This is a genomic window from Sulfuricurvum kujiense DSM 16994, assembly GCF_000183725.1.
GTDB lineage: Bacteria > Campylobacterota > Campylobacteria > Campylobacterales > Sulfurimonadaceae > Sulfuricurvum > Sulfuricurvum kujiense.
In genome coordinates, this window is record NC_014762.1 from 170,676 (window position 1) to 192,464 (window position 21,789).

Sequence of the window (21,789 nt, forward strand, 5' to 3'; positions counted from 1 at the left end):
GAATTAAGGTATATAGTTTTAAGAAGAATAAGAAGAGAGAAAAAGAGTTGATCGGGACAAGCCCGATCAACGTGCAAGAGGCTATTGTAGCAAACGAAGCATGTTTTCAGAGAAACGTATTACGCAACCAAAAGGTTGCTATACGATCTTGTTACTATTGTAACAATCTCAATACGTTTTGCTGCACAGCATTGGCTTGGCTCATCGCATAGCTTCCTGATTGTGCAAGGATGTTAAATTTAGAGAAGTTTGCACTCTCTGCCGCGAAATCGACATCACGGAGTTGTGATTCCGCCGCTTTAACGTTAACTTGAGTCACGCTGATGTTGTTAATTGTAGCCGTCAACTGGTTTTGAACCGAACCGAGGTCTGCGCGGATCGTATCGAGATCCCCGATAGCGGCATCGAGAGTATCGATCGCTTTCATGGCATCTGTGAGATTGAGGACGCTGACACTGGAGAGGTTCGTCACCTCGCCCGCATCGATTCCGACACTACCGGAGTTCTCCGTATTCGGCATAAAGGTTGATCCGGCAGCGATGGTCGGAGCCGTACCATCTCCGCGAAGCAATGTCATATCTTCAGAGAGGGTGATAGCTGCACCGGTCGTGATATCGACCGTTACTTTATCCCCCGCACTCATTGCTGCTGCACCGGTTTGAGCGGCGGTAAGATCCTGAGTCAGAACGGTTCCCGCTTTGATCACGGTACCGGTTGCGAGGGTTGAACCCGCTTTGATCGTCATATCCGAATTGAGGGTAATGGCGGATGAGTTGATGACCGTCCCCCCGATCGTTGAACCCTCTTTGAGCGTACTTGCGGCGGCCAAAGAGCTTCCCGCTTTCAAATCAGTCGTTGTATAGGTTGTAACGGCGGATGAGTTGACCGTATCGGCACCGAGTACCGATCCCGCTTTGAGTTTGGAAGCGGCCGCAATAATTGATCCCGATTTGAGCGTCATATCTTCCGATACGGTTGCACTCGAACTGCTGACAAGGTTACCGCCGAGTACCGAACCGACGTTGATGGTCGACGCTGCGGCAATGGAAGAGTTGGCAGTACCGCTGAGATCGACGTTGATCGTCATATCAGAGGTAAGGGTTAAGGATGCCGTCAACGTAACGTCCGAAGTGAGAGTATCCCCTTTGCTGTACGTTACGCCGTTGACGGTAAAGTCTTGTTGTACTACGGTTCCTGAGTCAAGGATAGAACCGCTTACGAGGGTAGAACCGGCCGTGATGAACATATCCGATGAAAGCGCTACGGCAGCTGACGTATTGAAAGCGGCTCCCGTTGTGGTCCCTTTGGCAAATGTCGTTGCCGATAGAAGGGTTGTCCCCGCTTTGAGGGTTCCGTCCAAGACCAACGTGGTAGCTGCAGACAAGTTAACATCTCCCCCGATGGTGGTTCCCACTTTCAACGTCGAACCGACGGCGATCGAAGAGCCAGCCGCAAGGATTGAGTCTTTAACCATACTGGTAGCCCCTGAGAGGTTGATCGTCCCTCCGACGGCACCGGCACCGATACCGCTGACTTGAAACTCTGCCGCCCCTTTTTGAACCAGTTCGATGTATCCGACCGTAGAGAGCTGATTCGCCGTTCCGCCGAAGACGTCACCGACGTTCCCCTGTACTTTGATCGCACGACCGTCGGTTGATTTGAGGGTCATTTTTCCATCATCGGTGATCGTTGCCGCAACACCCGTTTGGGCGGTTTTCGCGTTGATCGCCGCCATCAATGCGCCGTCGCCGTCATTGGCTTTAGTATTGATTGCTCCGATGTTGATTCCGTTGATAGTGAAATCGGTTCCCGTAGCACCCGCTGCAATCGCACTTCCAGAGGTTACTTCAACGACCGCTTTGGCACGGATACCGGTAATACCGCTGTGGGAGTTGATCTCATCGGCCAATGCACCCATACCGTTTTCCGGTGTATTATTGTATTGAATATCGATTGCTTTCATCGTGATGTTTTCACCCGTCAAGGCACTTTTCATCGTCAATTGCACACTTCCCACTTCCGAAGCGAGGTTCAATGTCGCACGGCTGGTATGACCGATTTTATTAGTCTCTGCAGAAGCAACCGAAAAGTTAACCCCTTCGTTTGAGCTGGCACCCATTTGGATAGTTTTATTGGTAAACGATCCGGAGAGGAGTTTCTGACCGTTGAAAGAGGTAGTTTTTGCAATGGTGTTAAGCTCTTCCATCAAACGGTTGATATCTTTTTGAATCGCAAGACGTGAAGAGGTGTTTTGCCCATCAGATGATGCTTGAACTGCTTTGGTTTTAATGGTGTCGAGGATTTTTGAGTACTCGTTGAGTGCACCATCCGCCGTTTGGATCAAACCAATACCGTCGTTACCATTAGAGATCGCTTGTCCCAGAGAATTTGCTTGGTTACGAAGCGCATTGGCAATAACCATCCCTGATGCATCGTCTGCGGCTTTGTTAATACGAAGACCTGAACTGAGTTTGGAGAGAGACTCGTCCAAATTACGATTGTTCATTACGCTATTACTGTGAGCGTTCATCGCCGAAATGTTAGTATTAATTCTGAAACCCATGATAAATCCTTTTATCGCAAGAGCTTTTGCTCTTAAGTTAGTTCAGCGTCCTTGCTGTTACAGACTATATCGGACGATAAAAAAAAAGCTTTAACATATTAGGGAGAAATTTGAATCCAGTCGGATGTATTGGAATCGTAAATTTTGGTTACGTTGGTATCGCGTAGAAATAAAATGGTTCCGTTAATAGGCGAAGCCGGATAGGGGTCGGTTGAAAGGGCGACGATTGCGCTGTTGTATCCGCGGGTCTGTGTGGAGACTTCCGAACCGTTATAGAGTTTCATATGGTTGGTTTCACCGATCCCGATTTCGAGCAGTATATCATCACCCTGAGCACTCGAATGGGTCGCATTGGTTTGTAAAATACCGTCTTCCCCTCGGCTGAGGAGACGGCCGAGTACATTTGCATTGGGAGAGATGGATGTCGTATTATTATCGGCATAAGTGGCGTTTGTATTATGGGTACCAAAATCGTAGGTCGTGTAGCTGATATTACGACCCCATGCGTCTTTCCCCAAACCAATCACAACCGGAACGGTAGCATTTACCTCTTTTAGTAGTTCAAAATAGGCATCATTATCCGGATTTGAAGCAGTATTGAGTAATCGGCTTCGGATCACTTCAAGCATCGTTTTGCTGTTTTGCTGTTTTAGAGTATTGCCTTGAATAACTGTGTAATATCCCATAGTCGCCAGTACTGCTGCCAAAATTCCTGCCATGACAATGGCAAGCATTACTTCGATAAGCATAAATCCTTGTCTCATTTATGCATGTCCTACTTGATCGATGATCCCTTGTTGGATTAATACCTGAGTCAAGACGATGGTGAAAAATTCGACAAATACGGCAAACGACAGTAGTAAAATAGCCACTATCGTCATACTGCGAAAAAACTTACTCGCCATAGTGAGTGCATTAAATCTGGCCCGGTCCGCAAATTCACCAAACATATTGCCCAGTTGAGCTACTGTTCCCGCTCCGGCGAGGAGGTGCTGTTCGATCTCTTCGAAAAAGGGGATACTCCAAAAGTTTTTTTCGCCTCGGCTCACTTGGGCAAGAATCCCCTCGAATTGCTTTGATATGCGAGGAATAATGGTGCTGTTTGCGGCGGTTTTAAAGGTCATTTTTAACGAAACGCCATTTTTAAGCATTTCGCTGAGCAGACTCAGTAGGATGAATTTTTCAAAATAACCGATAACGAGAGAAGAGATCGGCAGGTGCGACGCTATCCGTTTCGCCACGCCTTGAATGGCTCCACTATAGTTAAAAAGGGCGATCATAACGATAAGAAAATAGGCCGAAAAGAAAAGCAATCCTCCTAATAGAAGATTGCTTAGAATAAGAGCCATATCCAAATGTTCAGCGATAATAGCGTAGATTCTCGGATCGTAGCTTTTGGCTTCACTGATGTGAAACGGAACAGCAAAAAAACGGATGAAAATAATGATGATTGCCGTCAACGTAAAATAGATGACAGGAAGGGCAATTTTGTCGTTTGACTCTTGATGAAATCGGTTTTTTATCTCTAGATAATTTACAACCGATTTGAGCGTTTTGACGAATCCACCCCCTTTTTCTGCCATAGCAACAAACTGGATGATATCGGGGGAAGGGGATATGTATTTCTCTATCGCATTGGAAAAAGAGGCTCCTTCTTGGATTGAGCGGGTAATATTGATGTATATGGCGCGTTCGTCCTTGTCTTTTGCCGTATTTTGAAGTAAATTGAGTGCATTAGTAAGGCTCTTTCCATTTTCCAAAGATAACTGCAGCGCCTTTAAGAGGGTGAGTACATCAGGTTTCATGGACGTATCCTAACGATAGCAATTCGCTAGAGAGCGTTTCATAATCACATGTCCCCATCTCGAATAAATACGCAGCCGATTGGAAATAGCTAAACGTGATGAAGTGTTCCCATGCTTTAAAGACGGTGCTGTTTTTAAGGGCAAGATAAAATTGGTAGCGTATTTTCATATCTCCGGGGATAAAAACCATATCCAGCAATAATGCCCGACCACTGTATCCAGTAAAATTGCATCGGATACAGCCGCTTTTTTCAAACCCATACGTTTCGGTGCTAAAAAATGCTTTTCCGTCTTCAACGCCGCAGGGTTGTTTACACGAGCAGAGTTTAGGAATAAGCCGTTGAGCTACAACTCCGCTGAGTGAATAGGCGAGGATAAAGAGATCCCCCCCCTCATCACGGATACGTTCCATCGCCATAAAACTGTTGGGTGTATGGAGTGTAGAGAAAACCATGTGTCCGCTGTGCGCCGCTTTAAGTCCGGTGAGAATCGATTCGCGATCCCGCATTTCCCCGATAACAATGACGTCAGGGTCTTGACGCATGATCGATTTCATCCCCTCCGCAAAGGTAAAGCCGCTTGCCTCGTTGATCTGATACTGGGTAACGAAGTCGATTTTATACTCGATCGGATCTTCAATCGTATAGATGATTTCGTGGAGTCTGTCCCGCTGATTTAAAATGGCGTTGAGCGTTGTTGTTTTCCCGCTTCCGGTCGGTCCTACGACGAGAAAAAAGCCGCTGGACTGGTTGACGAAATGGTGAAGGTGTTCCGACATAGGGTGGCTTTTAGGGAAGAGGGAGTTAAGCGATTTGATATTGCTCGCTTTGTCCAAAATACGCAAAACGATATTTTCTCCATACTGCGACGGGGCAATTTCAATACGAAAATCGATGGTGCGGTTTTCGTATTCGCGGGAGAAACTTCCCCCCTGAGGGGCATAGACATTAATCATATCGATGTTGCAGCGCTCTTTGATAATCAGAGCAAAACGTTGCGCCAACTCATGATTGAGGAGGTATCGGGCTATGATTTTTCCGTCGATGCGGTAGCGGAGCCAATAAAACGATTCGTAGGCATTGATATGGATATCACTGGCGGAACGTTGAATACCGTATTCCAGAAGCATTTCAAAAATATCGATGACTTCATTTTCTCCGTCATCCATCGCATTAAACTGCTTGATTTTTCGCTCAATACTCTCGGGATCGACGCGCAGAAGAGACGTATATTTTTGTTGAAACTCACGAACGGGGATATTTTTTTGCTCGATTTTTTTATGGACTTTTCCGCTGAGTTCGGCAAGACGTTTTTCCCCTAAAAGCTCTTTTCGAAGAATTGTGAGGGTGTCATCGCGTTCGTCGGCGATAATCATTTCGTATTCTTTCATGAGTTCGAGATTATAGGTTTTTGAGGTCTCTTTTTTTTGGATGAAGTGGTGAGAGAGTGCAATATCGAGAAGATGCTTTTTAATGCCGATTTGCTGATAATAGTATTGCTCTTTTTGGCATACTTCCAGCTGTTTCGACGTCAATATCTTTTTAATATTCATAGGCACTTTTTGGTTTAATTATAACACAAAAAGAGAATATTCAGCGCGAAAGGTAAAATTTAAAACGTGCTGAAGTTAGGTTGTGTTCCAACGTCGCTTGTTGGGAGGTATAATTGAGGATAAGCTCTTTTAACGCTTTATCTTGGGTTGAGTTGTTTTCCGCACTGGTCATAATATAGAATGCACTCCCTGATTCGGTTGCCGTATAAGGATTGAAGCCGCTCGGAGAAACGGGAACAAACCCGTTTCTCCCCCCGTCTAGTGAATAAGGTGTAGAGGTATTGCACTCTAATTCGGTTAGGAGAGTATTCGATGCGTCAACAGAAGCATTCAGCTCTTTTGGAAATTGCTCGGAAAGACTCTTACATTGAAACACCATGGATTCAATGAGATTCATGTGAGACTGGAGAGCACTTTTGTATTGTGACTTGGTTAAGGAGGAGGTATTTAGATAAAAATATCCTATCGCCCCTAATAACCCGACCAAAAATATAGTCGCAGCAATTTCAATGAGAGTAAATCCTTTATTTTTCATTATTAATTTTGTTGAACGATCATAATCCAATGTTTGTGATCATTGGCTCCAAGTATTTCGGTATAGCAAAATGCATCTCCGAGGGCGGAATATTGGCTGGCTGCTGTTCCGAAATTCATGTTGTCGGAGACATTTAAATCCAAACTTGTATTGATTTCATGGTTGAAGATAGCACAATACTGATCATCATCTTTGACACCGGCCAGTTTATAAGAGGTACCATTCAAGTCAATAGGAAACTGAAATGCAGGATGTCCGTCAACTGCTGAAGTATTCAGCTCCCATCCTACTGTGGTCATTTCGATGATATCTTTAGGAAGATGCTTAAGGATCATGACATTAGTTGCGTTAAAATCGGACAAATTGACATCCAATGGGGCAATACCGAACTGCGCTATATAAACATCATACGCACCTGAGAGTTGTCTGCCTTGATCCATCAAAGCTGCAATACGTGCTTTTTTAGACGTTAAATCAATGTTGAAAAGATTTTTGTAATACAGCATTGTAACGGTTGATAAAACACCAAACAAGATAACGGCAATCGTCATTTCAACGAGAGAGATACCTTTTCTGTGATTTTTATAGATAGTCATTGTACACACTCCTTGTGTTCTAAAAGAAAAAATAAATTCTATATCGGCTTTTTTTCCTAATCGTTTAATATTGATTGGGGAAAAAAGTCAAAAACGGCGCAGTGCGCCGCCTCTTGTTAAGGTTTAACTATAAAGAGTGTTAGGTGCGATCCGTTGTTCCAGCAGAATACCGGACCTAAATTTTGATACGCGATGGTTGGATTGGTATGGAATGCAGTTGCATTAGACGCATTGTATTCGACACTTGCATTGAACTCATGGTTGATAATCGCACAATATTGCTCATCATCTGAAGTGTTCAAGCGTCCGGTAGCATTTTTATCCAGTTTGTACTGAAGCGCGATTCCGCTTGTCCCCGCAATGCCGGTAGTGTTGTTTAATTCCCAGCCGCCGGTGCCGTCCGCATTTCCTGAGGCCAATTCCGTAATAGCTACCGGAAGGCGGCTAAGGATCGAAACGTTCGCGTCATCGAGTTCGGTAAGGTTGATATCAAGGCTTGCGACCGAACCTACTTGCGCAATGTATGCGTCATACGCATTCGACATTTGTGCCGCTTGATCCAAAAGTGCCGCTACACGTGCTTTTTTAGCCGTCAAGTCCGTATTAAAAAAGTTTTTGTAGTATTTAACCCCGATAGCGGAGAGAACTCCAAATAAGATAACAGCAATAATCATCTCAATGAGAGAGATACCTTTTCGATGACTTTTGTAGATATTACGCATAATTATGTACCCCTTTTGTCTGAAAGTAAAGATGAATACCATATCGGTTGTTTTTGGGGATTGTTTAATGAAAAGAAAAAAAGAGGGGATGAAATTCCACTCCTCCCTCTAAGAGGGGGTGGAAAAGAGTAAAGAGCGGCGTAGCGCCGACTCTTATTAAGGTTTAACTACGAAGAGCGTAAGGTGTGTTCCGTTGTTCCAGCAGAATACTTGTCCGAAACGTTGGTAAGCACTTGTTGCACTAACAGGGAATACGGTTGCATTAGACGCATTGTATTCGATACTTGCATTGAACTCATGGTTAATAATCGCACAATATTGCTCATCATCTGAAGTGTTCAAGCGTCCGGTAGCATTTTTATCCAGTTTGTATTGAAGTGCGATACCTGTTGTACCAGAAATACCGGTAGTTTTGTTCAATTCCCAACCGCCGGTGCCGTCCACATTTCCTGAAGCCAATTCGGTAATAGCGATTGGAAGACGGCTAAGGATCGAAACGTTCGCGTCATCAAGCTGGGTAAGGTTGGTATCAAGGTTCGCGATTGAACCCACTTGTACAATGTATGCGTCATACGCATTCGACATTTGTGATGCTTGATCCAAAAGTGCCGCTACACGTGCTTTTTTAGCCGTTAACTCCGTATTAAAGAAGTTTTTATAGTATTTAACTCCGATAGCGGAGAGAACTCCAAATAAAATAACGGCAACAATCATCTCAATAAGAGAGATACCTTTTCTCATTCCTGTGTACTGTTTCATTGTGTATCCTTTTTTGTGATCTTGTTTTAAGATCGGTTTTTTTTATTGTGGAATCTTTAACACATAGGGACGAATTGTGATTGAAAATCCGAATTCATCCCCCGTGCATCCTTGACCGATGCAGCTGCTGACTAATTCAACGTCATCATTTTTGACAACATCCAAGAGCCGTTTCAATAGTAGGTATGAATAGGTGTCATGAATGCCTCCTTGAATAGTTAATTTTTTTTGGTCGATCTTTACTTCGGCGTCCATCCCCAATTCCTGGAGCATAGCGTCGTATTGATCATTTTTAGTACGCAGAACATCTTGTTCTGCGTACACAGCAACTGGCTGCTCAACGGCAGTTTTTAAAGCACTAAAGGTTTTTACCTCTTCGGCTACCGTTTTGTCTTCGTATACAATATCGAGAAAATAAAAGTATGTTGAGACTAAAATTGTTAATAAAATAACAACAAATAGACCCAAGAGACTATATTTTTTCATTACAATATTGCACGATGCCCTGAGCAACGTCTTCCTTTATAATTTTCGCTTCCGGTGGTAACAACCTGACAAAAGCGTTGAGGTTTGGTGTCACCACCTCAGCACATAAGCTATCGTTTTGATAGCTTATCTGCTGAAGGGTGGACTCCGTCTCTTTCGTAAGATTTTCAATTTTTTCCAATTCATGGACAATATCTACTTTTTTGGTCATTGCAAACGAGGTTTGGCAATTTTTAGTCACCAGCTCTTTGTACTCTTTAACGAGTGTATCTCTGTTGGTTATGTTAATTTCAGTCGCATTGAGATAGCCGTATCCGGCATACAAAATTCCTGAGGTTACTACGATGGTACACGCCAGCAAAAAGCTTCCGACCCAGGTATCTTTCCGCTCCTTATCCAGATTGATAGAGACAAGCTTATCCCCTTTCGTGTTATCAGCATAAAGAGTTCCATAACCGCGTTCTGTCGCAAAATCTTCGGGTTTATCGAGGATATAATCAATAATTTTGTCGTCTTCGACGACTACACCGACATTTTTATAGTCCAGTTCAAAAATGATCACACTTTTTCCTTGGTTCTTTGAAGCAAGGAGAAGGATGTTTTCATAAACGAGCTTCTCTTTCGGAAGAAATGCGATATAGTTGATCCCCTCCGAGTGCTTTCGTAATGAAACTTTGACCGCTGAAGAATCAAGATCCTGACGCGCATAGTTGTAGACCTGCGTGCGGATATTGCTGATATCATTGGTTAAACTGATAGATCCTGCTGTAAAGATTGCCATGGCTATTTCATCACATATTTGATTACGCGAGGGGTAACGACGATTACCATTTCGCTTTTCGTATTAGAGGTATGGCGTGCTCCACCTACAACGCCTGCCGCGCTGTCACCAAGGCCTGGCAACCCGTTCCAGCCTTTATCGCTTTTGTTGCGGAAAAGACCTGAAATAACAATGGGTACTCCCGGTTGGACCCGCATGGTGTTATTGATTGCTTTGGTGACGGTTTGCGGCTGAGAAAATTTATTGCCGTTCACTTCAAAAGAGGTATAGCCGACGATGTCGTTAATTTTAAGTCCGATATCGGTGATGACGGTGCCATCGAGCATATTGGATTTAAGATTGATCTCTAATCCGCTCAGTGCGGTTGCGCTGGTAGTAGAAACTTGAGCGGTTCCGTTGCCCACAGACGTATTTTGAATACCGCTGATATAAGGGGCTTCAACTCCGTCGGTCAGTTTAACATTAGTTCCTGCAAGTCCGAGAAGCTTCGGTCTTTGAACGCTTTCGACTTTTCCGAAGTTTTCGAGTGCATTGACAAGTGCTTTCCCGTTATAGGTGTCATTTTTCATGATCATTCCGAAGGTGAGAGGGACGGCTGAGGCACCGGCAGAGCCCAAACTTCCTGTTGCCGAAGCGACAAAACTGAGACCGTCTTTTGCGAGACTCGGAACAAGACTCCAGTCAATCCCTAGCGCATAGTTGTCTTTGAGCTCAACATCGTAAATAGAAATTTCATACTCGATAACATAGAGATTGTTGCGGAGTATCTCAAGATATTTCATGATATCGCTATACTCTTTTTCGCGTGCCGAAAAACTGACGGAAGAGGTAATAGCATCTGTCGTGACATTGCTTGCACCCATCGAAGTAATGCTTGCTTTTAGTATTTCCGGCAGACCGTTAATGGAAGGAATTTTAAGAGTTACCGTACGTAAATTCCCTAGATAGAAAGTGTTGTCATCATAAAGAATACTAAGTTTGTCTCCCACCGTTTTTTGTAGTATTTTTCCAAAAGAGATATTGGATGCCGAAAGATTGATGGTGGTTTCCGTAAGCAAATAATCATTTTTGCCTGTGTATTCATTATTAGAAGCCCCGTTGGCTGAGGAAGAGGTGCTGAATTTATTTGAATTGACCGATTCTGCCTGAAGTTGAAATACAACATTCTCGTTGGTTGCTTCGGTCAGCAATGCAATAACGTCGCTTAATTCCGCTCCCATGATTTTTGCCCGTTTGATGATCTCTTTATCGGGGATAATTTGCGGTTCGATATGGAAATTATCCGCCTTTACTTCCACAACCTGAACCGCTGGCTCGGAACGCTGAATCTGAGTGGTAGGGTTATCGAGTTCTTTGAGATGCATTTCCGGTGTCAGAGTTTCTTGTTTAGTCGCGACACTACACCCGGTTAATCCTAAAAGTACGGCAGCAAGTATAATTGAACGCATTAATTTGCTCCTGTCGTGAAATAGATGGTTTGGATTCGACCGGCATCATCAACAGTGATATAATTGCTGGTGATATTGCGGATAAAATATTTGTGGTTGTTTGCATAAAAAGGGTCTCCCTCTTTTAGAACAACGGTGTTCTCTCCAATTTTAAGAAGTATGAATTTCCCTTTATTGGTCTCTAAAAAACAGTTATAGATGAGTTGAGAAAGATCAAATTCCGTTTTAGACGGTAATGAAGGGGGCGCTAACAGTGGCGGCAGAGGCATAGGACGTGCATCTGATGTTGCTACAGGAGCTTTCTTCGGCTTTACAGGTTCACGGAAAAACGGGTTATAGGCCGCATTTAGCGATAGTGCAAGAAAAAGAAATGACCAAAAATAGTTCATATCGCCACTTTCATAGAGATTATTTGACGATAAAAAGCAAGAAGCGTACCAAGTTTATAAAATATATCTTTATCTTATGTAGGTTTGATTTTTGAAGAAGATGGACTGTAATTTGCTTATGAGTATGTTTATTAATATTGTAGAAAGCAAAAAGAGTTTTTATTCATGGAAATCAAACGATTAGAATCTCCGCTCTTGAATCCGTCGAGAAGAACATTTATAAAAAATGTGATAGCTTTATCGGCTTCAACATCGCTTTTTGCCGATAATAAAGAGAAAGACGAAATTCTCAGTGTTATCCGCAACGGTACTTCCTATAAAATTCCGTTTATTCGCGATGGCAAAATAGAAGAAAACGGCTATGATGATTTATGCCGTGTTTTTGCCGATGTTCGTGCCGGAGTAGCTGTAAGAATGGATCCGAATTTATTTTTGATTTTGACAAAAGCCCAACAATGGCTGTCAAGCAATCATATTAATCGCCCTATTATTCTGACATCCGGTTATCGTACGGAACACACGAATAGTATAACGGAGGGAGCAGCCTTTAATTCGATGCATTTGTACGGCAAAGCTGCCGATATAAAAATCGAAGGCATTCCTGCAGATTATTTAGCGAGGCTGCTTAGGATGTGCGGCGGAGCCGGAATAGGAATATACCCGACCTTCGTCCATGTAGATACGTGGAGAGAACGGGCATGGAGAGGTTAGAGGTTTTACTTTAAAAATATTGCTTTATTTTGACCTTTTTTTGTTACACTTTCAAAATTCATCCATAATATATAGGATTCATTCTTTTGAAACTCATCATTGTCGAGTCTCCGGCCAAAGCCAAGACCATCAAAAACTTTCTCTCTAAAGATTACGAGGTAATTGCCTCTAAAGGTCATATTCGCGACCTCCCAAAAAACCGTTTCGGTATTAAAATCGATGACGAAAAAATAATTGCCGAATATCGCATCAGTGAAGACAGCACCGCGACCGTCAAACAGATTCAAGAATTGGCTAAAAAAAGCGATACGATCTATATCGCGACCGATGAGGACCGTGAGGGAGAGGCTATCGGATGGCATATTGCCCATGCTATTGATAAAGACCCCTCATCGCTTCCGCGTATCGTATTTCATGAGATTACTAAAAATGCGATTATCCATGCACTCGAAACGCCGCGTACGATCGATATGGATCGTGTCAATGCACAGCAAGCCCGCCGGTTATTGGACCGGATTGTAGGGTATAAGCTCTCTCCGCTTTTGGCTAATAAAATCCAAAAAGGGTTGTCTGCCGGACGGGTACAATCCTCTACCCTTAAAATCGTTGTCGATAGAGAAAGAGAAATCCGTGCTTTCATTCCGGAAGAGTATTGGACGATCGATACCCTTTTCAAAAAAGATATCGAAGCCGCACTTGTCAACTTTGAGAATGAGAAAATTGATAAACTCACTATCAAAACGGGTGATGAGGCTGCTCGGATTGTTGAGACTCTGAAAGGTGAAAGTTTTAAAGTCGGCGAGATTGAGACCAAAGAGCGCAAAAGCTCTACACCGCCGCCGTTTATGACGTCTACTTTGCAGCAAACGGCCAGCTCACAGCTTGGATTTTCTCCGAAAAAGACGATGATGGTGGCTCAAGCGCTGTACGAGGGGGTTAAAACTCCTGAGGGGACCAGCGGGGTTATCACCTACATGCGTACCGATTCACTCAATCTTGCAACCGAAGCGGTTGAGGCGGCACGCGAAGTGATTTTGACCCGTTACGGCAAAGAGTATCTTCCCAAAGAAGCGAAAGTTTATACGAAAAAATCCAAAGGGGCACAAGAGGCGCATGAAGCGATCCGCCCGACTATGCTTGGCTTTACCCCGGAAGTTGCGGCTACCTATCTTAAACCTGATGAGATCAAACTTTATCGTCTCATCTACAATCGCTTTTTGGCATGTCAGATGAACGATGCACGCTTTGAACAGCAAAGTATTACGTTTGAATCGGCAAAAGCACAGTTTCGAGCGACAGGTCGAAAGCTTTTGTTTGACGGATTTTACCGTGTAACCGGAAGTGATGACAAAGACAAACTCCTCCCGTCACTTACGACCGGAGATTCGATCGAGATACAAACCGTTACGCCTGAGCAGCATTTTACCGAGCCGCCGGCACGCTATTCGGAAGCGAGTCTGATTAAAAAGCTCGAGTCTGAAGGGATCGGCCGTCCATCGACGTATGCACCGACGATAAGCACGCTTCAAGCGCGTAACTACATCGAGATCGAAAAGCGTGCGATCATGCCGACTGAGATCGCTTTTACCGTTACGGAGATGCTGGAGAATCATTTTAATGAGATTGTCGATGCCTCTTTTACCGCGACTATGGAAGAGACCCTTGATGAGATCAGTGAGAGCGGCAAATCGTGGCACAAAATTTTGCTCGATTTTTACTATCCGTTCATCGAGAAAATTGATGCGGGTAAAAGCAACATTGTTAGTCTCAAAATGGCGAAACCGCTCGGACGAAACTGTCCGCAGTGCGGAAGCGAATTGTTGCTCCGCTCGGGCCGTTTCGGTGAGTTTATTGCCTGCAGCGGGTTTCCGAAGTGTAAATACACGGAGCAGACCGAAGAGAATCAAAAAGAGAATCCCGCAACCCCTGATGAGGTGAGTGAAGAGGTATGTGATAAATGCGGCAGCGCGATGGTGGTTAAAAACGGCCGTAACGGAAAGTTTTTGGCGTGCAGCGGCTATCCGAAATGTAAAAATACCAAAACGCTCAATCAGGAAACGAAATTCTCACAAGTTCCGTGTCCGGAATGCGGCGGAAAGCTACTGTGGAGACAATCGCGGCGCGGTGCATTTTGGGGGTGTGAACATTATCCGAAATGTAAATTTATCTCCAAATTTGAACCAAGTGATAAAAAATGTGAAGTCCCGGGATGCGGCGGAGCACTGGCACCGCGAACGTATCGCAATAAAGAAGTGTATGAGTGTGTTAAATGTAAAGATCGTACGCCTCGCGAGGAAGCCGGTGAATGAAAATCGGATTGCTCTCCGACACTCATACTAAAAAAGGGCGTTCACAAAAGGTAATTGATCATTTAAAAGCTCAGGGTGCGGAGTTTTTGATCCATGCAGGGGATATCGTCAAGCCCGAAATTCTCGATCAGCTGAAAAGCAGCGGGCTGCGTTATGTCGCGGTGTATGGGAATAATGATGCTAATTTGATTGAATATCACACCCGATATAATCTTGTTCAGGAACCCCATTATTTTAAACTTGGCGGAGTAAATTTCAAACTGATGCATCTGCCGTTTTACATGAATGCCGATGCGGAAGTGATCATCTTCGGCCATACCCATGTATTTGAATGTGATTTTAAAAACCGTACATTGTTTTTAAATCCCGGAGAGGCATGCGCGCGTGATAAACCTTATTCAAGCTGTGCTATGCTTGAGATAACGGATAATGAACTGAAAGTGACTCACTATTCCCGTGCGCTAGAGAGTGAATATTTCGAAGAGCGCCACTATACTTTTGAAAGAGCGTAATTTATGAAAAAGATTTTTCTTTGCTCCATCTGTAATATCAACAGCGGAACATGTAACGAAGATTGCAAGTTTTGCAGCCAGAGCGTTAAATATAAAGCTGACATTGAGCGTTACCGTCAAAAGCCCATGGAGCAGATTTTGGAAGAGGCCCGACGTCTTGAAGCACTCGGGGCATTAGGCTTTTGTCTCGTGACGGCTCAAAAAGGGCTGGATGACAAAACGCTCGATTTTGTTTGCAACGTCGCTTCGACACTCAAACGTGAAGTTCCCCGCTTACGTCTTATCGCCTGCAACGGTACGGCGTCGTTTGAACAATTGAACGAATTGAGACGCGCGGGTGTGAGTGCCTATAATCACAATCTTGAAACCAGCCGGGAGTTTTATCCACAGGTATGTACGACGCATCCGTGGGATGAGCGGTATGAGACGTGTGAAAATGTTAACCGTTCCGGTCTAAAGCTGATCAGTGGGGGGATTTTCGGTATGGGCGAAACGCAGGAAGATCGCCTCAGCATGCTGTACTCCCTAAAAGAGCTCAACCCTATATCGGTCCCGCTTAACTTTTATCATCATAATGCGGCATTGCCGTTAAATCCGAGTCCTCTTACGATTGATGAGTCATTGGAACTGATTTCACTTGCACGAAAAATACTGGATAAAGCGGATCGTATAATGATCGCCGGAGGACGGGAAATTACATTTAAAGAGCGGCAGCATGAGATATTCGAAGCCGGTGCCAACAGTATCGTTATCGGAAATTATCTCACGACTGCAGGCCGAGAGGCACATGCCGATTTGATGATGCTACAAGATCTCGGTTTTGAAATTGCTATGACACCTGAGGATAAGTAAGTTATAATAACACCATCTAGATAGTTAAAAGGGGTTAATATATGTCGCAATCCGTATTATTAACCATTGCTCGAGCTTCTATCGAAGAGGTCTTGCAAGGGCAGAATTCGATTAATCGACGTGAACTTCTCGAACAATTCCCGATACTATCCGAACCTATGGCGACACAAATAACACTCTATCTCGGCACAAAAATTCGGGGGAGTGCCAAAACGCAAACGGCCGAGCGTTCACTCCTTGAAGACATTATCTATAATGCCAAAACAGCCGCTTTCCAGGATGAAAATTTCGATCCGCTCGTCACCTCTGAATACCTTCATGCCACGATACACCTGACTATTTTCAGCCCTGAGGGCGAATTAAGCCATCAGAGCGACCCTATTTTATCAGAGTAAAACTTTTTGGATTTAAAGTGATTTAATGTAGTTTGCGATCGCAAATCCGTGATTGAGCCCCAGGGCGATTGAACCGCCTGACTCTTGTGTAATGTCGCCAGCTACGAAAAGGCCGGAGATATTGGTTTGATAATTTTCGTCATGAACCGGTTTGCCATCCTCTTCCCGGATGCCGCTGCTTTGCAAAAAACCGCTCGGAGTCGTTCCGCCTATAGCGTAAACCAAACGGTCAAATAATTCGCTCGAGTCATCGGAAAATATGACTTTGACTTTTCCGCTTTCACTCTCCAGCTCTATAATCTCGGTATTTAGCAATGCTCTGACGGATCCGTTAGAGACGGCTTTATCGATATCGGCTTGATTCGTCGGATTGGCCCGGCGGAATGTTCCGCGGCGATAGCAGATAGTGACTTCGTTTCTATCACACAGTTCGACCGCATACTCGATCGCGGAATCGCCGCCCCCGACCACCATGATTTTCTCCCCTGATCCGCAGCCGTCAAGGGTAAAATGGATCTGATTTTTGATGGAGGGGGGGATTTTATAATCCGGCTTATTGGGTTTTCCCATCCGTCCGATGGTAACGACTACGTATTTTGCACGGATACTGCCGCCGGCAACAAAGACCTCAAACCCATCGTCGTTTTTTACAATTTTCTGCACTTCGGTGTGGGTACGAAGTTCCAACGATTCATGATCCAGCATCTGGTCAAAAAAATCGAGCGTCGACTCTTTGGTGCCGTCCATAAAATAGATGGTACCGTCAAGTTCGATTTTTTGTCCTTTCCAGTCTTTATCGACCCGTTTGTTGTCTTTATAAAATTTTCGAATGGTCGCGTTGTGATTTTCATCTTTTTCGAGCAAAATAATATCTCTCATCCCTACAGCATAGCTTTCGATTGCCGTTGCGATTCCCGCAGGGCCTGCCCCTATAATGGCTAATTCGTATGTATGTTCCATTCTTGCTCCCTTGTTCTCTTCTAATACTTTATCACAAAGAGCGATAAAATTCAATTTATGTTATACTTGCCGCATGTACTATGTAATTCAACGACACCACGGCGATCCTAAAAAACATTATCTTGCGTACACGGTACCGCGATATATTAGTTCTGAGAACTCTCAGAATATTATTTTTGAGTTCCGCCATAATGACACTGTTAAACGAAAATGGGCTCCAAAAGAGGAGATTGTTTTGTTGACTGACAACGAGCAGTTTTTTAAAGAGACACTTGAAAAACTTGAAAGTTTAAAGCGCACTCATCTCGAACGGATAGGTGCTGCCGAAACACAGCTGAATCAGGAAATTTCTGCAATGCTCAGTACGATGCAGACAGAATTTGAAACCATTAAAAAAAACAATTAAATACTTTTTAGAAATTTTTAGAATAAATTATAAGTTATAATATTTAAACTTTAATTGTCTGAAGGAGACGTTTGATATGAAGAAATTACTATTTTCAAGTTTGCTTGCTGCAACACTGCTCAATGCAAGTGATTACAATTATGAAGTGACTCCGGTTGTGGGTTACCTATGGAACAGTACGGCAAATGAGAACACGCAATCCAACCGCGGTGCGATGGGCGGAGTGGATAATCATGCGCTCTACGGTCTTGAGATGCAGATGAACAACGCATGCGATTTAATCAAGCCGGAACTGTCTCTTCTGTACGGACGTGACCGTGCGGATGGCGAAACGGATAAAACCGGAGTATTGACCACGATGCTTAACGGTGTTTATGAAATGCCGACCGATACTGCGATTACACCGTTTGCCAAAGCAGGGGTTGGGTATGAATGGTATACGAATACCCATCCGAATGATTTTGACGGAATGCTCTTGGATGCAGGTCTTGGGCTAAAGGCTGAAATCACAGACCGTATCGCCCTTAAATTAGAGGGTCTTTATATGTATAAAATGAACCGTAACGGTTCTGCGGACGGCAGTAACGGCGAAGTTCATAATGTAGCGGCTCTTGCGGGATTGACATTCAGCTTTGATAAAAAAGCTGCACCTGTTGCTGCCGTTGCCGCTCCGGCCGTTGCTGAAGCGGTCGCGCCTGCTCCAAAAGCTGAAGCAAAACCGGTTCCTGCACCAGCTCCAAAAGCTGTGGCACCGATTGACAGTGACGGAGACGGGGTAATCGATTCTTTGGATAAATGTCCAGGCACACCTAAAGGGTTTAAAGTTGATGCAGACGGATGTCCGTTGAAAGCGACACTTCATTTGAATTTTGCAACGGACTCAACAAAAGTTGATGCAGAAGGGGCGGCTAAAGTCGCTGAATTTGCAAGCTTCTTAAAAGAAAGTCCGGCCTATAAAGCTAATATTGTAGGTCATACGGACAGCACCGCATCTGATGCCTATAACCAAAAACTTTCTGAAAAACGTGCTGCAAAAGTAAAATCGATGCTTATCGAAGACGGTGTTGACTCTTCTCGTTTGACTTCTGAAGGAATGGGTGAAAAAATGCCGATTGCTTCGAACAAAACCAAAGAAGGACGTGCGGAAAACCGCCGTATTGAAGTAGAGCTTTGTAAATAAACCTCTTTTCCTCTCCATCAAAGGAGGGGGAAATTATTCTTCTTCTTTTCTATAACTTCCCGCTTTACATCCGTTTGGAGTGCTGGGCGGATTGTCTCTTAAATAACATAAATCTTCATGTGCCTGTTTTAGAACCTTGCTTTCTCGCAATAACGGCAGCATTTTTTCATCTTTTTCAGTAAGCGAAAGCGATTGGTTGTATAGCAATGCCTTAATTTCGGCATCGACGGCCGATAGAGCCGCTTCTATATGGGTAAGTGATATCATCTGTGCTCTTTTTAGGTCATTATAGCGACGAGGTTCTAAAATAACGAGGGTTGAAATGCTTTTAATTTAAAAGTTTTACGATGAATTTCGCAATATCCGTATTGGCGGATCGCCTCTATATGGGCTGCGCAGCCATAACCTTTATGCCCGTCGAATCCGTATTGGGGATAGAGCGAAGCGAGTTGTATCATTTCACGGTCTCGTGTTACTTTGGCCAAAATTGAAGCGGCACTCACTTCAGGGACTGTGGCATCGGCTTTCACCATAGTCCTCAGACCGCTTACCCCGAATTTCGAATTACCGTCATAGAGATAGTCTGCTTCTCCTAGTGCCGACATTATTTCTCGTAATCCTGTCGCTAAACATTGCGAGAGTCCAAGTTCATCGATTTGTGCCGCATCAAATCGTGCAATGTGATAGATGGAATTCTCACAGATTAGCTCATACAGTGATTCTCTTTTTTTTTCTGTGAGTTTTTTAGAATCATTCAATCCTTCGATAGGATTATTTAAAATAACTCCGGCAATAGTCAGTGGACCTGCCAAAGGGCCGCGCCCCGCTTCATCGATTCCGCATAGCTGCATCGTTTTTCCAAAAAGTAATGTAATCGATATTGTAGCGCATGCCCTTATAGGAAATTGGGTATCATTCTGAAAAAAGGCATTTGCAATGTTTAGAGCATCTATTTTAGTGTTATGTTTGGTATCGGTTAGCGCATCTGCGGCAACTATTTTAGGATTCGGTGCAGAGGCAGATTATTATACACCGAGCGCAAGCGGGGATTTTGATTATAAAAATACCCATACCCGTTTTGGAAATAATGACGAGTCAGGCTACCAGATAGGACTGTTTGTAGAACATCCAGTTCCTGTAATCCCTAATGTTCGCATAGATTTTACACCTAAAACGAGTTTTAGCGGTTCAGACGGGATCGGCGGCAGTAGCAAAGTTTCAGTGACTCAGACGGATATTACCCCGTATTATGAGATTCTTGACAATGCAGTCGAGATTGATTTTGGGGTCAGTTTCAAAGTGTTAGATGCTACGGTCGAAGGTACTATTAATGAGAGTCTGAATGAAGTTATACCGATGGGATATCTGGGGGTTGCACTAACTCCGCCGTATTCTCCGATAGGGATGGAAGGGAGTGTAAAATATGTCGGATATAACGGGGATTCTTTAACGGATGCACGAATTAAGCTGGTTTGGAAGATAGGAGCAGGGTTAGGCGCTCAGGCGGGATACCGCTACGAATCGCTTAAAGTTTCGGATCATTTTGATTTGAACAGTGACGTTACTTTTAAAGGACCGTTTGTCGGATTTAATTACCGTTTCTAAGCGTCATCTCCCAATGCCCACATTTCAAACGGGATCATCTCAATACGTGATACCGGGTGAGAGAGGGTACTTTCTAAATTCATAGTTACTACAATTACTTCTCGTATGCGGTTCGATACGATAAAAGCTTCCAGCGCTTCTACTTTTTTAAATAATGCATGTTCATTCGCAAACGGTGAAGCGATAATGATTTGCCGTCTATGAGGAAGGTAAAAATCTATCCCCTCGTCATAATAGCATTCGATATGATGTTTATCCAGTTCCGAGAAAACAAGATTTTCAAAAAGTCGTCCGAAATGTTTTTGAGTTACGAGGGCATGTTTAATGGCGATATCACACAGGTAGAGTTTTTTGACGGCGCTCGGATGATTGAACTTCTCCAAACTTTTTAGATAACCTCTATCATACATCGACTGCAGATGGAGATAAAGTTTGTCTTTGGATATTTTGCGCTCCCCTTTGAGCCGTTCGTACAGATTGAATGCGGAAACTTTCTGCGTCACCATTTTGGAAGCTTGCGCAAGAATAGAGAACTCGATGGGCTCCAACGTGTTTTTGAGGGTGTTTTGCAGATACAAGACTCTCTCTTCGCTGGGAATGCGGTGCATAGCGGGAAAACCGCCGAGTTGAAAAAAATGGTTGAGTGCCGTCGAATCAAATTTGGTTTCAAAAGCAAGAAATTCCTCGTAATCGAGTAGTTCAAGCTGCACTGTATGAAAGGGAATCGGGAGCATTTTGTCGGATGAGAGGATGATTTGATCCATATCAAACAGCTCTATCTCCTCATTATAGTTATCGAGGGCAAGGATAGAAATTTTATTTTCTCGGCAAAAGTTTTTCAGTGATCGGTTGAGATCATTTGTGTCGAGTCGTACATCTCGGCAATCGAGATACAGATAGGTCGATTTCTTATACGACAGGAGATGATTTTTGATCAAAGACGTTTTGCCTGACTGTGTAATTCCATAAATCAGGGTATTTTCATCGCCGATCGTATATTTACGTTCTATAAATCCGGCGTTATGCAAATCGTAGCGATAGTACTCATCTAATAAAGTGTTCATAGTTAGAATCTTACCCTAAAAAATATAGCTTCCTTATTAAAAGGAAGCAAATTTATAGACAAAACCGTTTTTTGCCCCTAAAATCCTTGACCTAATAGGGGTATGTCGGTATAATTTCGGCGCCTTATATAGTCAGCATTGACTGACGAGTTCTTTTAT

At 43.7% G+C, this 21,789-nt stretch carries 24 protein-coding genes and 1 pseudogene; 8 read left to right on the plus strand and 17 right to left on the minus strand.

The window, feature by feature from the left end; all coding sequences use genetic code 11:
* Positions 1 to 154 precede the first annotated feature (154 nt).
* The 13 genes and pseudogenes from SULKU_RS00855 to SULKU_RS00910 all read right to left on the minus strand — a co-directional run bounded on the left by SULKU_RS00855 (position 155) and on the right by SULKU_RS00910 (position 11,636).
* Positions 155 to 2,563 carry a flagellin N-terminal helical domain-containing protein gene (locus SULKU_RS00855; RefSeq protein WP_013459029.1) on the minus strand — a complete coding sequence of 803 codons (2,409 nt, stop codon included), beginning with the start codon at positions 2,561 to 2,563 and terminating at the stop codon, positions 155 to 157.
* Positions 2,564 to 2,661: 98 nt separating this feature from the next.
* Entirely contained in the window at positions 2,662 to 3,327 is a 666-nt protein-coding gene (locus SULKU_RS00860) for a type II secretion system GspH family protein (protein ID WP_013459030.1), read from the minus strand.
* Complete coding sequence (locus SULKU_RS00865; RefSeq protein ID WP_013459031.1) at positions 3,328 to 4,368, minus strand: type II secretion system F family protein; 1,041 nt, start codon at positions 4,366 to 4,368, stop codon at positions 3,328 to 3,330.
* Complete coding sequence (locus SULKU_RS00870; protein ID WP_013459032.1) at positions 4,358 to 5,920, minus strand: GspE/PulE family protein; 1,563 nt, start codon at positions 5,918 to 5,920, stop codon at positions 4,358 to 4,360. Before SULKU_RS00870 ends, SULKU_RS00865 begins: the two co-directional genes overlap by 11 nt.
* 40 nt (positions 5,921 to 5,960) lie before the next feature.
* On the minus strand, positions 5,961 to 6,317 hold the full coding sequence (locus SULKU_RS00875; protein WP_245535152.1) for a hypothetical protein: 357 nt from the start codon (positions 6,315 to 6,317) through the stop codon (positions 5,961 to 5,963).
* 66 nt (positions 6,318 to 6,383) lie between these two features.
* A pseudogene (locus tag SULKU_RS15405) lies at positions 6,384 to 6,455 on the minus strand (type II secretion system protein); the annotation flags it as partial.
* Between the two features lie 2 nt (positions 6,456 to 6,457).
* A complete protein-coding gene (locus SULKU_RS00880) occupies positions 6,458 to 7,051 on the minus strand; it encodes a type II secretion system protein (RefSeq protein WP_013459034.1) in 594 nt (197 codons plus the stop codon).
* A 116-nt stretch (positions 7,052 to 7,167) separates the two neighbouring features.
* Complete coding sequence (locus SULKU_RS00885) at positions 7,168 to 7,773, minus strand: type IV pilin protein (RefSeq protein WP_013459035.1); 606 nt, start codon at positions 7,771 to 7,773, stop codon at positions 7,168 to 7,170.
* Between the two features lie 156 nt (positions 7,774 to 7,929).
* Entirely contained in the window at positions 7,930 to 8,532 is a 603-nt protein-coding gene (locus SULKU_RS00890) for a type II secretion system protein (protein WP_013459036.1), read from the minus strand.
* Positions 8,533 to 8,574: 42 nt separating this feature from the next.
* Positions 8,575 to 9,018 (minus strand): hypothetical protein, encoded by a 444-nt coding sequence (locus tag SULKU_RS00895; RefSeq protein WP_013459037.1) that lies wholly within the window; start codon positions 9,016 to 9,018, stop codon positions 8,575 to 8,577.
* A complete protein-coding gene (locus SULKU_RS00900; protein WP_013459038.1) occupies positions 9,005 to 9,799 on the minus strand; it encodes a hypothetical protein in 795 nt (264 codons plus the stop codon). The genes SULKU_RS00895 and SULKU_RS00900 overlap by 14 nt, the downstream gene beginning before the upstream one ends.
* 2 nt (positions 9,800 to 9,801) lie before the next feature.
* Positions 9,802 to 11,247, minus strand: a complete 1,446-nt coding sequence (locus SULKU_RS00905) for a type II secretion system protein GspD (protein ID WP_013459039.1) — start codon at positions 11,245 to 11,247, stop codon at positions 9,802 to 9,804.
* Positions 11,247 to 11,636, minus strand: a complete 390-nt coding sequence (locus SULKU_RS00910; protein ID WP_013459040.1) for a hypothetical protein — start codon at positions 11,634 to 11,636, stop codon at positions 11,247 to 11,249. The genes SULKU_RS00905 and SULKU_RS00910 overlap by 1 nt, the downstream gene beginning before the upstream one ends.
* A 165-nt stretch (positions 11,637 to 11,801) precedes the next feature.
* Here SULKU_RS00910 and SULKU_RS00915 point away from each other — a divergent pair, with 165 nt between their 5' ends.
* The 5 genes from SULKU_RS00915 to SULKU_RS00935 all read left to right on the plus strand — a co-directional run bounded on the left by SULKU_RS00915 (position 11,802) and on the right by SULKU_RS00935 (position 16,415).
* Positions 11,802 to 12,347 carry a YcbK family protein gene (locus SULKU_RS00915; RefSeq protein WP_013459041.1) on the plus strand — a complete coding sequence of 182 codons (546 nt, stop codon included), beginning with the start codon at positions 11,802 to 11,804 and terminating at the stop codon, positions 12,345 to 12,347.
* Between the two features lie 86 nt (positions 12,348 to 12,433).
* Positions 12,434 to 14,656: a type I DNA topoisomerase gene (gene topA, locus SULKU_RS00920; RefSeq protein WP_013459042.1), complete on the plus strand. Its 2,223-nt coding sequence runs from the start codon at positions 12,434 to 12,436 to the stop codon at positions 14,654 to 14,656.
* Positions 14,653 to 15,168, plus strand: a complete 516-nt coding sequence (locus SULKU_RS00925; protein ID WP_013459043.1) for a metallophosphoesterase family protein — start codon at positions 14,653 to 14,655, stop codon at positions 15,166 to 15,168. The genes topA and SULKU_RS00925 overlap by 4 nt, the downstream gene beginning before the upstream one ends.
* Before the next feature lie 3 nt (positions 15,169 to 15,171).
* Positions 15,172 to 16,020 (plus strand): biotin synthase, encoded by an 849-nt coding sequence (locus SULKU_RS00930; protein ID WP_013459044.1) that lies wholly within the window; start codon positions 15,172 to 15,174, stop codon positions 16,018 to 16,020.
* Positions 16,021 to 16,061: 41 nt separating this feature from the next.
* The gene (locus SULKU_RS00935; RefSeq protein ID WP_013459045.1) at positions 16,062 to 16,415 is read left to right on the plus strand and encodes an AMMECR1 domain-containing protein; all 354 of its coding nucleotides are present in this window, start codon (positions 16,062 to 16,064) and stop codon (positions 16,413 to 16,415) included.
* Between the two features lie 12 nt (positions 16,416 to 16,427).
* Here SULKU_RS00935 and SULKU_RS00940 read toward each other — a convergent pair whose 3' ends face one another.
* Complete coding sequence (locus tag SULKU_RS00940; protein ID WP_013459046.1) at positions 16,428 to 17,375, minus strand: NAD(P)-binding domain-containing protein; 948 nt, start codon at positions 17,373 to 17,375, stop codon at positions 16,428 to 16,430.
* A gap of 73 nt (positions 17,376 to 17,448) precedes the next feature.
* Here SULKU_RS00940 and SULKU_RS00945 point away from each other — a divergent pair, with 73 nt between their 5' ends.
* Both SULKU_RS00945 and SULKU_RS14170 read left to right on the plus strand, forming a co-directional pair.
* Positions 17,449 to 17,781, plus strand: coding sequence for a hypothetical protein (locus SULKU_RS00945; protein WP_013459047.1), 333 nt, complete (start codon positions 17,449 to 17,451; stop codon positions 17,779 to 17,781).
* A gap of 76 nt (positions 17,782 to 17,857) precedes the next feature.
* A complete protein-coding gene (locus SULKU_RS14170) occupies positions 17,858 to 18,961 on the plus strand; it encodes an OmpA family protein (RefSeq protein WP_013459048.1) in 1,104 nt (367 codons plus the stop codon).
* A gap of 33 nt (positions 18,962 to 18,994) precedes the next feature.
* On the opposite strand, the gene SULKU_RS00955 is transcribed toward SULKU_RS14170, so the two are convergent.
* The gene (locus SULKU_RS00955; protein ID WP_013459049.1) at positions 18,995 to 19,228 is read right to left on the minus strand and encodes a hypothetical protein; all 234 of its coding nucleotides are present in this window, start codon (positions 19,226 to 19,228) and stop codon (positions 18,995 to 18,997) included.
* 35 nt (positions 19,229 to 19,263) lie between these two features.
* Complete coding sequence (locus SULKU_RS00960) at positions 19,264 to 19,812, minus strand: ribonuclease HII (protein ID WP_013459050.1); 549 nt, start codon at positions 19,810 to 19,812, stop codon at positions 19,264 to 19,266.
* An 85-nt stretch (positions 19,813 to 19,897) separates the two neighbouring features.
* Between SULKU_RS00960 and SULKU_RS14175 the strand changes: the two genes are divergently transcribed.
* Positions 19,898 to 20,566: a TIGR04219 family outer membrane beta-barrel protein gene (locus SULKU_RS14175; protein ID WP_013459051.1), complete on the plus strand. Its 669-nt coding sequence runs from the start codon at positions 19,898 to 19,900 to the stop codon at positions 20,564 to 20,566.
* On the opposite strand, the gene SULKU_RS00970 is transcribed toward SULKU_RS14175, so the two are convergent.
* On the minus strand, positions 20,563 to 21,630 hold the full coding sequence (locus SULKU_RS00970; protein ID WP_013459052.1) for an ATP-binding protein: 1,068 nt from the start codon (positions 21,628 to 21,630) through the stop codon (positions 20,563 to 20,565). The genes SULKU_RS14175 and SULKU_RS00970 overlap by 4 nt on opposite strands.
* Positions 21,631 to 21,789 lie beyond the last annotated feature (159 nt).